The sequence below is a fragment of the Pontimicrobium sp. MEBiC06410 genome (assembly GCF_053601615.1).
In genome coordinates, this window is record NZ_JBSHNT010000157.1 from 166,492 (window position 1) to 180,425 (window position 13,934).

General features: G+C 29.4%; 11 protein-coding genes. 2 read left to right on the forward strand and 9 right to left on the reverse strand.

Annotation, left to right across the window (positions count from 1 at the left end):
* Positions 1-106: 106 nt before the first annotated feature.
* From ACVC08_RS12905 to ACVC08_RS12920, 4 genes are all read right to left on the reverse strand, one after another.
* Positions 107-2,752, reverse strand: coding sequence for a carboxypeptidase-like regulatory domain-containing protein (locus ACVC08_RS12905; RefSeq protein ID WP_452602316.1), 2,646 nt, complete (start codon positions 2,750-2,752; stop codon positions 107-109).
* Between the two features lie 3 nt (positions 2,753-2,755).
* A complete protein-coding gene (locus ACVC08_RS12910) occupies positions 2,756-3,490 on the reverse strand; it encodes a GLPGLI family protein (protein WP_452602317.1) in 735 nt (244 codons plus the stop codon).
* Between the two features lie 54 nt (positions 3,491-3,544).
* Positions 3,545-3,784, reverse strand: coding sequence for a hypothetical protein (locus ACVC08_RS12915; RefSeq protein WP_452596790.1), 240 nt, complete (start codon positions 3,782-3,784; stop codon positions 3,545-3,547).
* Positions 3,785-4,117: 333 nt separating this feature from the next.
* Positions 4,118-5,248 carry a helix-turn-helix domain-containing protein gene (locus tag ACVC08_RS12920; protein WP_452602318.1) on the reverse strand — a complete coding sequence of 377 codons (1,131 nt, stop codon included), beginning with the start codon at positions 5,246-5,248 and terminating at the stop codon, positions 4,118-4,120.
* Between the two features lie 755 nt (positions 5,249-6,003).
* Here ACVC08_RS12920 and ACVC08_RS12925 point away from each other — a divergent pair.
* Together ACVC08_RS12925 and ACVC08_RS12930 are read left to right on the forward strand one after the other, a co-directional pair.
* Positions 6,004-8,403 (forward strand): TonB-dependent receptor, encoded by a 2,400-nt coding sequence (locus ACVC08_RS12925; protein ID WP_452602319.1) that lies wholly within the window; start codon positions 6,004-6,006, stop codon positions 8,401-8,403.
* A 21-nt stretch (positions 8,404-8,424) separates the two neighbouring features.
* Positions 8,425-8,994 (forward strand): type 1 periplasmic binding fold superfamily protein, encoded by a 570-nt coding sequence (locus ACVC08_RS12930; protein WP_452602320.1) that lies wholly within the window; start codon positions 8,425-8,427, stop codon positions 8,992-8,994.
* A gap of 182 nt (positions 8,995-9,176) precedes the next feature.
* On the opposite strand, the gene ACVC08_RS12935 is transcribed toward ACVC08_RS12930, so the two are convergent.
* Genes ACVC08_RS12935 through ACVC08_RS12955 form a run of 5 tightly spaced genes read right to left on the reverse strand, consistent with a single transcriptional unit; the run spans position 9,177 to position 13,652 of the window.
* A complete protein-coding gene (locus tag ACVC08_RS12935; protein ID WP_452596794.1) occupies positions 9,177-9,971 on the reverse strand; it encodes an HvfC/BufC N-terminal domain-containing protein in 795 nt (264 codons plus the stop codon).
* Between the two features lie 2 nt (positions 9,972-9,973).
* Entirely contained in the window at positions 9,974-10,927 is a 954-nt protein-coding gene (gene bufB, locus ACVC08_RS12940; protein WP_452602321.1) for an MNIO family bufferin maturase, read from the reverse strand.
* Positions 10,928-10,938: 11 nt separating this feature from the next.
* Positions 10,939-11,520, reverse strand: a complete 582-nt coding sequence (locus tag ACVC08_RS12945; protein WP_452602322.1) for a hypothetical protein — start codon at positions 11,518-11,520, stop codon at positions 10,939-10,941.
* Between the two features lie 22 nt (positions 11,521-11,542).
* Positions 11,543-12,793 carry a ferritin-like domain-containing protein gene (locus tag ACVC08_RS12950; RefSeq protein ID WP_452602323.1) on the reverse strand — a complete coding sequence of 417 codons (1,251 nt, stop codon included), beginning with the start codon at positions 12,791-12,793 and terminating at the stop codon, positions 11,543-11,545.
* Between the two features lie 4 nt (positions 12,794-12,797).
* Positions 12,798-13,652: a heme-binding protein gene (locus tag ACVC08_RS12955; RefSeq protein WP_452596798.1), complete on the reverse strand. Its 855-nt coding sequence runs from the start codon at positions 13,650-13,652 to the stop codon at positions 12,798-12,800.
* Positions 13,653-13,934: the final 282 nt, after the last annotated feature.

A 13,934-nucleotide genomic window follows, 5' to 3' on the forward strand; every position in this document is an offset into this window, starting at 1 on the left:
GGTAGAATAAAATTTCATATTTTTTAACTTATCCCTAATCGAAGCGTTTATACTATTTATAGTAGGGTTAAATAGCATAACGATAGTTATTTCTTTTCTTCATTATTTACAAGTTATATCCAATTGAAAGCATTATAACCCTAGGTAAAATAAAAGTTTTTGTATCAGAAATTAAATAATCTGAGAATTGATTGCTTTGCTTAAATTTAGTATTAAATACGTTTTTAGCATTCAATTCAAAACTCCATGGACTATTTTCCTTTTTATAAAATAAAGAAGCTTCACTTAAATTGTATTTATTATTAAGGTTTTGCTCTTTATTTTGATAATTATATTGTGTATAACTATAAGAAAAAACAAAATCATTTAAAAATTCGTGCTCTAAACTCAAGTAAGGCTCATCTGTTATAAATCTAGACTTTGAATTATCAGAAAAATAATTTCCTATATTTTTTTTAAACCCTAGTTTAACTATTGGAAAGTCTTCAAATACTGTTTCAGCACCAACATTAAATGTATAGTTTTCATTTTTATTTGTTACAAAACTATTATTAATGCTTTGTAAATATTTAGAATTATTATAATTGAAACCTCCTTTATATTTAATGTTACTTATTTTCTTTCTAATAGATGTTGCTAGTCTCCAATTTTCATTTGGATTCTCTATCATTTGTATAGTTAAAAACTGGTTAATCCCATCAAAATCGACTGCATTTCTATAACCTTTTACTTTTTTAGTATAGTTAATACTTGCTGTTAATAATAAACCTCTGTATATACTAAATCGTCTATATTGTATTCTTGCTGAATGTAATAATTCGTTTTCTAAAGTATTATTTCCTTTAAATACCGAATTATACGATTGTAAATAAAACCTATTAGCTAATTGTGATGCATTTGAAAAGTTAGATTTGAGTTTATAATTAATTTGAATTTTTTTAGACTTATTAAACTCTATTTTTAGAGAAAAATCTGGCAATACAACCCATTTATTATTAATTAATGTGTTTTGCTGGTTAATTTTCCAATTATATTTATGTAAATATCCGCCTTGTTTGAAAGTAAAAATTCCAGTTTGAAACTTATAATGCAGTCCAATAAAAAAATCATTTAATTTAAAAGTTGCTCTATTATTAAATCCAGCAATATCAAAATTGTTTTGGGTATTATTATCTAAAAGCTGTTTATCGTTACTTATAAATTTTTCTTGTAGATATGTATTCCCTATGGTTGAATAAACATGATTTTTATTATTAAGTATCCAAAAATCTTTAAAAACCGAATGTATATGGTGTTTTTTATTTTCTTTATGCTGTTGTAAAATTAATTCATTTTGAGTAGTATCTACAGGTATTAAACCTTGTAAAATAAATTGTTCGGTATTCCATAACGTATATAGTTCACGTTCTTCGAATATATAATTTAAGATTCCTGAAAAAGTATGCTTTTGCGATTGCTTTTTATGCCATTCAATATTTTGATTTGCATGTAGCGTTGTATTAGAGTTATCGGCATTTATCTCATTATTAATATTATTTACAGTAGAAAAAATAGAATTGTCTCTATAATTATTATTTCTTTTTACTTGACTTTTAATAGACCATTTTTCGATATGGTCAGGCGTGTATTCAATATTAACTTTTCCTATTCCTAGAATATTTTTTAAATTATTTTGAGTATTCTTTTTTTCACTAAAGGCAGAATATTCATTAGCAACTTCTTGATAGTTTTCTGTATTATTATTTGCGAAAATAGTATAGCCAGAAATGTTTATTTTTTTTGAAGGGGTTTTCCTAATGTTTAAAGCTCCAAAACGGTCTTGACTTTTTATTACATCATTTGATTGTATAAATTGTTTAAAATCTTCTCCATTAAAATTACCATCAAAAACGGCATTAACTCCTCCTGAAAAGTTTAAATAGTCTTTGAATGTAAACTTTTTCTCTCCAGCATTATTGAAGTCACTAATGAAATTGACATTGGTTTTAGTTGAATAATAAAAGAGTTTAGTATTTGCTTTATAAAAACCTTGTTCACCTTTACCTGCTTCAATATCACCAAAAACAAAATGTTTTTTATTTTTTTTGAGCCGAATATTCATCGCCATATCATCACTCTCAGTGATGTTTTTTAAAAAGGCAACATCGTTATAATTATCTAATACTTCTATTTTTTCTATTGCATTTGCAGGAATATTGTTTACAGCTAGTTTTGTACTTCCTCCAAAAAATGCTTTCCCCTCTACAAGCATTTTAGTTATTTTTTTGCCTTTAACTGTAACATCTCCATTATTATCGACCTCTACTCCTGGCAACTTTTTAAGTACGTTTTTAAGTTTACGTTCTTTTTCTGTTATAAAATGTTTTACATTATATATAATAGTGTCTTGCTTTACTGTTACAGGCAATTGAATAACGACTTCATCTAATCTGTTTTCAGTTTCTTTTAAGATAAAATTTTTAGTTACATTTTCTACTGGTGTTATTACATAGTTTATAGACTCATATCCCATAAAACTCACACTAATGTTATAATTAACACCTTTTTTTAGCTGTAAACTATATTTTCCATCATCATCGCTAATTGCAAAAACTAAGTTTTGGTTTTCTCCTTGAGGTTTCGCTATTACATTAGCATAAGTTAATGGGTTTTCTAAACTATCTTTTACAAAGCCTTTTTGGCTTATACTTTGAGAGTATAGATTACATGAGTAAAAAATAATAAAGTAAAAGACAATTCTATTATAAAGCATATTTTAATAGCCTCTATTTTTCCTAAAATCTTTTACCGTCTTAATCGCTATATCGTAAAACTCTTCTTCGCTAACTTTCTTCCCCTTTGTTAGTTTTTTTATTGTGAATTTATCTTCTGGATTCAACTTAATATTTTCTGCATAATATTTAATATTATTTCGTTTAAGTTCTAATATTAAACCTGGCAATCCTGAATAACCTATAGGGCCAAAAGGAATATTTATTTCTGGAGTATACCATGCTTCTACAAGAACATTTTTACTTCCTTTTCTGGTCTTCATTTTTTCAACTAGAACTGCTTTATAACAATTATAGCCACCTATTGTCTTTGTTTCTGTTTTTAAGTCCCATTTATACTGGGCTTTTGAAATTAAAAAATCTTCTCCAAAAATGTTTATTTCTCTTAAAATTTCATTTTTAGAATTATAATATTTACTACTTCCATCTGGTCCAAGTGACATTTTAAAAGCTCTACTTTTGGAAATTTCCATTGTATTCCTAACTTGAAAAAAACTTTCACCACCTTTATAGCTTAAGCTAAAAACGGCCTCTTTTAAAGATTTATTTACAAATTCTTCTATTTTAGCTCCTTTTTCAAAGTTTGCTAATGCTTCCTTTTTACTCTCATTAAAAACTTTTTTTAATCTAACTTTTTTATATTCTACGATTGCGTTGTCTATTTGGCAGAAAGCGTTAGAAAAGACTAAAAGACTTATTGTTAATATAAATTTATTCATATAATCATATAAATTGAGAGGACACATGGTCCTCTCTTCAATTAAACATTATTCTTAATACCCTCCATTTACACCTTCTTTAAAGAAACTACCATCATCATTACAGTATGCTTCAAAATATAAATTTGTCCAAAAATATTCATCTGCCTCATTTCCATCTCCATAATCAGTACCAAAATTCCATGCTGATGCTGTACAATCTCCATATAACAATGTACTGTCACTACTATTAGCATTTACAAAACTGCTACTACTAATAAATACGATAGCTAATACTAAAACTAATTTTTTCATTTTTTTAAATTTAAAATTGTTAATAATGCCTTTATTTTAAAGGTTCGATGTTTTTATTACTGTTACGCTTAAATAATTAATCTTAAAGTTTTACATTTTGTCTTATTTAACATTCATTCTCTTTTAAGTGAGTGACTCTTGCCGTTATATATTTTACGGTCATTGTATTTTTGAATGTGTTTTTAAACGTAAAAACTTAAACATAATTAAGTTCTGTTGTAGATTAATTTATATTCGCAATAGCTTTGTAATGATAAATTGTTTAAAAGAAAGAAGAATCCGAGAATGTACTTAAAAGTACACTGTCGGACTATTTAGTACATTCTCGGACTACTAAAAATAAGAATGTGTTTTTTTATATTCTAATGGAGTCATTCCTGTTTGCTTCTTAAAAATATGATAAAAGGTAGATTTAGAATTAAAGCCAGATTCTAACCCTATAGCTGTTATGGTATACTTGCTATACTCTTTATTTATTAATATTTTTTTTGCATGATTTATACGAAAGTCATTCATATATTCTATAAAAGTCTTATTTGCTTCACTATTAATTAAAAGAGACAATTTGTTCTTATTAATTTTTAATTCGGTCGCGAGTATATCTCTAGATATTTTTGATTCGGTAAACTTATTATTTTCAACTATATATTTTTCTATTTTAATGAAGTCCTCATTTTTAGAATCTAGATAAAGGCCCCTTTTAGTTTCATTTTTTTCTAAAATAGCAACTCTTAAATCCCGCCTTTCATTTAATAAATTGAGACGAACTATAGCTTGATAACTTATCCAATAAATCAATACTGTAGTATATACTCTAAGTGGATAATAAGAAAATATAAAACCACTAAAATCCATTTTAATTTTAACTACTAAAGCAAATATCCAAAGTATATAGCCTAAAGCACCAATTTTAAAAAAAGTGTAGAGCCAGCATAAATTGTCGAACATTAAAATTTTAGAGAATAATTTTTCTTTTTTATTTAATATATAGTATGAATAGCCAAAAGTTCCTAATGATATTACAAGACTGAACACTTCATCTATAGAGGTATATCGTTCATATAAATAGTCTAATCTTTCAATATTTTGGCTACTACTACTATAAACTAAGGTAAAAGTAATCTGGAAAATTGTAGACAACAGAAATAATGGTATAATTATTTTTAAAAGCTTATAAGACTTCTCTCCTATTTCTAAATAATGTACTTGAAACTTGTAAAAAAAAGGAGCTATTAAAAAATGCCATGGAATTTGAATATAATCAAGCGCAAATTTATGTTGAAATAAGTTTTTAGCTAAAATCCATGATTGTAGATTATTTATAGAAATAGTAAACACTAATAAACCTAAATAAATAATACTTTTTTTGTTTCTGTTTTTTGAAGTTAATAATAAAGCACAAAAACTAAATCCTACTACAGAACTTATTGATAAGAATGAATTGAAGATATCGTTAATACTCAATTTTAAAGAGGGGTATTAATTATTAAATAAACAGAATTAGTTAAACAAATATATTTTAGCCTAATTAAAATATTAAATAATTACCTCTTATTTTTATAAATAACAGGCTATACTACCCCGCACAATTAATACTGAATATCAGCTAGTTAACACAAGCCTACTCTTCTATTTAAAATTTAAAAATAACTCTTATTAAATTGCTTATAAAAGATAAAAAAACAGTACAATTTTGTATTTATACTAGAACATAATTTATAATTAACACCATTATTAAATTAATGAGAGAATGAGTTTTTTTCTATTTAATTTTAAACGTTAAGTCTTTGTTAATATATAATGCTCGTTTTTTAATAAAGTTGTTATATTTGTGCTAGCATGTTATACTTGAAAGAGCACTTTATACCTAAAATTATTGCCATTACATTAGTAATGAGCATTCTTGTGCCTATAACGCTTAGCTCTATTCATAAACTTGAACATGAGCATCATCATGAAACTTGTAATAACCATTACAAAACACACCTTCATAAATTAGAAAAGGATTGTGATCTTTGTTTATTTAAACTTAATCAAGACTACTTAAATATTGTTAGTAATTATGATCTAATAAAAACAGAGTCATTTTCAAAACAGATATTTTATTCATATTCCTACCTATATAATCCTAAATATTTATCATTTTCTCTAAGAGCGCCTCCAGTTTCTACATACATATAATAGATTATATTTTATATAGAAACAAATAAACAATACACATGAAATATTGTATAGCGCTTTTATTAGCTACTATTAGTCAGCTAGTAATTAGTCAAAATTGCAGTTATACGTATATAGGTGAAGTAAAAGATTTTCATGATGGCACCTTTTTATCGGGCGCTACCGTGCATCTTAAAACATTAGACTTATATACTTCAACTGACACCAATGGAAAATTTAAATTTGAAAACCTTTGTAATGGCTTAATAACTATAGAAGTATCGCATGTAGGATGCGAAACTAACACTATAGATGTTGAGATTGCTGGAGACACTTTTGGCTCTATTAAATTAGAACATCACTCAGAAGAGTTAAATGAGGTCACAGTAAAAGGCGTATCTGCTTCAAAAAAGACAGTAACGGCTCAAGAAACCGTTTTAAAACAAGAAACTCTAGAAGCTTATAGTAGTGGCTCTTTAGGTGATGCTTTAAAGGAAGTTAGTGGCGTGTCTTCTATTAATACAGGCAACACAATTGTTAAACCTGTTATTAATGGTCTACATAGTAGTAGAATTCTTATCATGACTGATGGCGTTAGACTACAGGACCAAGAATGGGGTATTGAACATGCTCCAAATATAGACATAAATACTGCTGGAAGCCTTTCTGTTATAAAAGGAGCTGGAGCTTTAGCTTATGGAGGAGATGCTATTGGTGGTGTTGTAGTACTTAACCCTATAAAAACCATTAGTAAAGATTCTTTATTTGGAAAAACTATTATTAATGGACAAACTAATGGTCGTGGAGGTAATATTAGCACCTCTTTAACCAAAACCTATAAAGAAGGGTGGTTTGTTACTGGGCAAGGTAGTTATAAACGTTTTGGAGATTTTAAAGCGCCAAAATACAACCTTACAAATACAGGTTTAAATGCTAAAGCTTTTTCTATTCGTGGTGGATTTAAACAATTTGAAAAAGGGTTTGATGTTTTCTATAGTTTTGTTGATAATACTACAGGCATTCTTAGTGCATCACATATTGGTAACATAGAAGACCTTGTTAATGCTATTAATAGTAATGAACCACTAATTGAAAATGATTTTAGTTATGACATTAATAATCCAAAACAAGAGGTTACACATCATTTAGTAAAAACTAAGTTTTACAAGCGCTTTGAAAGTTTAGGAAAATTAACGTTACAGTATGATTTTCAAAACAATCAAAGATTTGAATTTGATAAACGTGTTGGTTCAGATAGAGACAAGCCTGCTGTAGACTTAACATTAAAAACACAATCTTTATTAGCCGATTTTAAATTTGATGCCAATAGAGATAGAAAATTTCATACCGGTATACTCTTTAGGTATCAAGATAATTTTGCTAATCCAGAAACTGGTGTAAGACGCTTAATTCCAGATTACGAAAAAACTGACTTTGGTGCTTTTGTTACAACAGAATGGCGCTTAAATGATAAAACTATTATTGACGCTGGATTACGTTATGATTTTAATGTTATTAATGCTCAAAAATTTTATCAAAAAAGTCGTTGGGCAGAACGTGGTTACGCTTTAGATTTTGCAGATATTATTATAGATGATATTGGCACACAATTATTAGTAAACCCTAAATTTGAATATCATAATATTTCAGCAGCAACAGGTATAAAATATGCTTTAAATGCAAAAGCAACTGTAGCGTTTAATTACAGTTTATCTAATAGAGCACCAAATCCTGCTGAATTATTTAGTGATGGTTTACATCATTCTGCAGCACGTATAGAACTCGGAGATTTGAGGATTAAACAAGAACAGTCTCATAGATTTTCGGGTACACTTACTTATGTTAATGATGCTTTTTCATCTACTTTTGAAACCTATTATAATACTATTAATGACTTTATTTATATAGAGCCAAATGGAACGGAACAAACTATTAGAGGTGCTTTCCCTGTATGGGAGTATAAGCAATCTAATGCTGTTTTGTTTGGTTTTGATATTGCTTTAAATTATAAGCTTAACAAACAATGGAGTATTAGCAATACATCATCTTACATTAAAGGAGACGATACTAAAAATAAACGCCCATTAATAGATATTCCTGCTTTTAAAACTGTAACAAGCATAAACTTTACAAAAGAAAACTGGAATGGGTTTAAAAGCAGTATTACTAGTGAATTTACAGCAAAACAATCGCGCTACCCAAACAATAATTTTGAACAATTTATACCAAGCACAGGAACTAATGTTCTTGTAGACATTAGTACGCCACCTAGTGCTTATCATGTACTACATTTTGCTAGTAGTTTTACATTAAATAAGCAAAAGAACGTACCAATTGTATTAGGTATTAATGTGAATAATATATTTAATACTTCATACATAGATTACTTAAACAGATTAAGATACTTTACAGATGATATAGGAAGGAATGTGATGTTATCTTTAAAAATTAATTATTAAAAATACTAAACCGTAAAAAAAATGAAAACAATAAAAATTTTAACTTTAGTTCTTACAACTGTAATATTTAGTTCATGTTCTAATGATGATGATAGTACTCCTGCTCCAGTAAATGAAGAAGAAGTTATTACAACACTTACTGCCACATTAGTTCCGCAAGGAGGAGGCACTACAATAGTTATGAGAAGCCAAGATTTAGATGGCGATGGGCCTGATGCTCCTGTTATTACTGTATCTGGAAATTTAGCAGCAAATACAACTTATAATGGTACAATTGTTTTATTAAATGAAACAGAAGACCCTGCAGAAAATATTACAACAGAAGTTGCAGAAGAGGACGAAGATCATCAATTTTTCTTTACAGCAACTAATAGTATAGCGACTATAGCTTATGCAGATCAAGATGGTAATGGGAATCCTATAGGTATTTCTTTTACTACTACTACTACTGCGGCTGCTACAGGAAATTTAACTATTACATTACGTCATGAGCCTAATAAATCTGCTGCTGGAGTTAGTGATGGAGATATTACAAATGCTGGAGGTGAAACAGATATTCAAGTGACATTTACAGGCGTAAATGTTCAGTAAAACTCATCTTAATACAAAAATAAAAAAGCCTAAACATTTATGTTTCAGGCTTTTTTATTTTTAAAAGTAATTCTTTCTAATCCTTATGTACTAAAAAATTGATTTTCTAGTAATAAATACTATTCTAGAATTACAAGATGTTTTATAATTTTAAACTACACACAATACTTAATAGAAATGTATTAACCTTTCAAGAAAAGGCCTTTCTCAACCCAAGTATTCTTCCACTGTAACCACTCTTTATTAATTGTATTTATTGGCAAACCAGATTCTGTAGAGAAACGTTGTAAGATATCTAAAACGGCCTCTCCTTTTTGTAAAGATTCTAAAAACTGATATTGAATAGCTGTCAAGTTAATAATGTAAACTTGGTAATTTGTTCTTACAAACGCTATATATATTTTATTTGTTCTGGATATTTCAGGATTATTTTTTTGAGCAACTTGCTGATAGTAAGTATTAACATCAAAAGGATAAGTATGTATAGAAAAGCATTTTTGAAGTTTTAGGTTTTCATTTAAAGTATTTTTATCTGCTAATGGTTTTCCTTCGCTTCCTTCTTGATCAAAAATTCGATAGAGATCGCACTCAAATTGTGCCATAGCGATCATAAAATCTATCCAAAGTTCAGGATTATCTTTATCTGGTCTCGTTTTATTAAGAAAATTAGGAAAGTCTTTTCCTAAATCGGCTAAACTTGGGCTTGATGATGGTTTTGCTTTTAAATATAGTCTAGAAAAATCGTCAAATAAATCATCTCCTAATGTATGCCGTAACGCTTTAAACTGTTCTCGCATGCATTCTATTAACCTACTGTAATATGATCGTTGATATATTGCTAATCTTTGATGTGCCGTTAGTGTTTTAGATGGCGAGACATAGTGGTCTACTAAATCAATATTTTCTAATTTAGGGTCTATTAGTGAGGATTGCATCCATTTTTGGATATCTAGTAATTCTTCTGATGGTTTTTCCATAACTAATTAGAGTGTATTGTTTCCCCCATTAAAGGGTTAACCATAAAGTCTATAGGTGTAGATAATTCTTCCGTTTTATTTAAAGTATCTACAGCTATTGCAGAATTCCCTGTTGGACTCAGCATGTAATCTTTTGCTTTATGCAATTCTTTAATACAATCTTCAAATGATGGTATATTACCATCCCATTCTAATAATGTAGCTGTTCCTCCTGTTAATGTCCATGCTAAATGAAACAGTTCCCAAACTTCCTTAGTTACTTTTCTGTCATGGGTATCTATTATATGTGTACCACAGTTTTGATGTCCTGCTAGATGCATTTGTACAATAGATTCGTGTGGTAATGTTTTAATATATTTTATCGGGTCTTCGCCAGAATTAAAGCAACTTACGTAAGTATTATTTACGTCTAATAACAGCCCACACCCAGTTTGCTCAACCATTAATTTTAAAAACTCTGCTTCTGGTATTGTAGATTGATTAAAATCTAAATAAGTACTAGGGTTTTCTATTATTAGTGGTCTTTTTAAATACTCTTGCACAGTTTCAACTCTACTACATACATGCTTTAAAGTTTCTTCGGTTAATGGTAAGGGCAATAAATCGTGTGTATTAGCACCTAAAACTCCTGTCCAACACAAATGGTCACTAATCCATTTTGGCTTAACCTCTTCTGCCAAAATTTTAAGTTTTTTTAAATAATCTGTATTTAATGGTTCTGTACTGCCTATAGACATAGATACCCCATGCATAACTATGGGGTAACGTTCTGCTATTTGCTGTAAAATGTATCTAGGTTTCCCATGAGAATACATAAAGTTTTCCGAAATAATCTCGAACCAATCTACTTCTGGAAAATGTGCTAATATGTGTTGAAAGTGCGTGTGACGTAACCCTAATCCCAAGCCAAGATTTGGAAGGGATTTTAGGGTGTCTTTTATTGTATTTTGCTTCAAATTATAACTGTTTAAGAACAAGTTCCTCCTCCACTTAAGCCACTTGCACCGCAAGCTGCATAGCCAGTAAAGTTTTTATTTATGTAGTCCATGGTTGGACCTCCTTCCATTGGAGAATCTCCAAATTGTCTGTTGGCTTCAAGCATTTTTTCTTCAAAAACCACTCTTGCTCGTTTCCATACACTTTTTCCTCGATTTGGTCCTTCGGTAGAAAAACGTTCTGCATTAATTGGCACTGCGCATGAGCCTTGCCATGAACAGGAATTGTTTCCTGGATTGTTTTGTTCGTCTGGTGTGCCATATAATCCACAACCGCCTTGATTTCTACAATCGTTTAATGTGTGGCAAGAATGCATAGAAGCAGTAGCACATTCTCCCATTCCTGCACAATCATTAGTTCCTAATCGGTCATGACCTTTACAAGCATTTAAACCCATACAGGCATGTAATTCTTTTGGGTTTGGAATAACACTTGGTCCAGATGGTGTACTACAGCTCGATGGCTTTGTACCACATCCTCCTGATGGTTTTGTACCACAGCTAGATCCAGAGCTTTTTTCGTCGTTTATAGGGCTATATATAATATTTTTCATAATTATTTATATCGTTTTAAATTTAGGCAAAACTTACTTTATTTCCAATAACATTTACATCTGGAAGGTCTTTTATTCTTCCTACAATACCATCCCATCCAAGTTTAGGGTTAGCTGCAGAAACCAATTCTGCTAATGCTACTAACTCACTTTTTGCTAATTCTTTAGATGTAAATTCAAAGTTTTCAAAACTAGGAGATAAATGGTATGTTTTTTTATCTGCTCCTTGGTAGGTTAAATTACGCATACCTCCTATAATTTTATCTAAAATAAAAATCATTCCTTTATGCATCCCTATATAAAACATACTAGATTGTGCTGTACCTTGTAGTGTAAAACTCATTTCTGTCATCCATAATAAATACGAATAAACAGCATTATTTAAATCTACAATAAGCTTATAATCGTCTGACAAATCACTAGCTTTTGGATTCTCTGGAAAATTGTGTATAAATTGTGATTTTTCTTCTTCTGTTAGCTCTAAGTCAAAGAACTTGGTATTTAGTTCGCTATACTTATACCAGTGACTGTCTTCTTGATGTGAGGGATCGTCATACTCATGCGAAGGGCTTGTGCGAAAACCTTCTCCTTGTTCTGAGATTTCTGTTATAGCTGCTAAAGCATCTTCTTTATTTTTAATTTGTTTTAATCCTCCACTATCATCACTATTAGCATATTCTACTGTAGATGCAGACTGTGCAGCATCTTTAGCATATACTGTGTCTATATTATTTGGTGCATAATAACCTCTTCCATCTACTAATTGGTTGTCTGGATTAGTATAATCCCATGGTTCTGTTTGTTTTACTAAATTAGCAATATACTCATAAAACTGCCCTAATGTTTCCCATTGGTCTCCTTCTGGTTTTTCTTCTACTGGCGCTGGTTTTTCAACATCCATAAATTTTTGAAGCTGTGATTGCGTTAGTTTTGATAATCCTATAGAAAACCCATCTTTATGATGCAATAAGTTTGTTGGATAGCTTTTAGGGGATTTATTATAAATTGCAGGAGAACCTCCTAACGATTTTAAAATATTACTGGCTAATGATAGGTGTAACATTTCTTCTACTGCAACACTCATTAATACGCCTCCTGCTTTGTTTGCAAAGGTATTTATTTCATTAGCTCTTTTTTCGTCTTTAATTTTTAAAGTTGGGGTGCGGTTTATAGAATAATAGGTATATAAGTATAATGGTATTGTACTTAACTCTACTTCTACAGCTGTTTGTAAATGTTTACGTAAATCTTCTAGTTTTTCTGGTGTAAGCATATTATTATTGTTTAATTAGAGTATTAACATTAATGTGAGGCCAACCAATTGTTTTTCCCTTTGGTGTCCCTTTTACAGGAAAATTAATGTTAGTGTTTTGTGAATATTGTAATTGCTGAAAAGTTCTCCCTGTTTTAGAATTCTGTACAGTTTCTATCCAAAAAGTACTATTAAAGGCTGTAGCATCTGCATTTTTATTTATTGATGGTATATTGTTAATACCTCCATTGTTAGCTGTACTTACATTTAGATTAATACTACTTATTACAGTTTTCCCCTCTTTTTCTTGTTTATCTAAATGATCTATAAGGTATTGATTTGGTTTTCTTGTAATAAACCCTGGAACATATACATCGTTGTATACTGCTTCTCCATAACCAAACGTAGGAAAATCTAATACTGGAGAAGAACTTAAGTTAGAATCTATATTTGGTCTTCCTTTGGTTTCTGTAGCGTTTCCTAGAGCCATAATAGCATCGCCATGTGGTACTGTGGAGATTCTTGCTAAATTGTATCCATCGTTATCTTTTGAGCCATCTAATAGTTCCCATATACCATTTTCGGCATGCATTAATTCATTATTTGTAGCATCATGAATCATTAAACTATACATTAAGGTAGGTATATTTTCTATAGTTTTTAAACCTCTATTTGGTGTTGGGCTACTTAAAGCGGTTACAGTTAAGGTTTCGTAATAAGGCGCTACTAAAAGAGTAAAACTCCCCTTTTGGTCTGGAACGGCTATAAGGTTTACACCTTGATTACCAGACCATGTACCAATTAATCCTGACAATGGGCCATATTTACTAGCCATTTCTTTGTTGGATAATCCTAATCTTGATATTTTATCTCCACTCATAATTTGGTTATATTTAAGTTAGTCAATTTATATGTAATTTTTAAGCTTTATAAATGTACTTTTCTGTTCTTTTAAAAAACCAAGTATAAATACCTGTTTTTTAATTTAGAAAGAAACTAAATAGCCAACAAACAGTGTAATAGTACTAGTAATTTTGTTACACTAACTTAATTAAAATGTTGATTTATAGTTAGAAAACATAAAAAAAACAGCGCTATCTTATTGTTAAATTGAATTATATTTTTACTTTCGTTATCGCATTTATTCAGTATTGAAAATGTA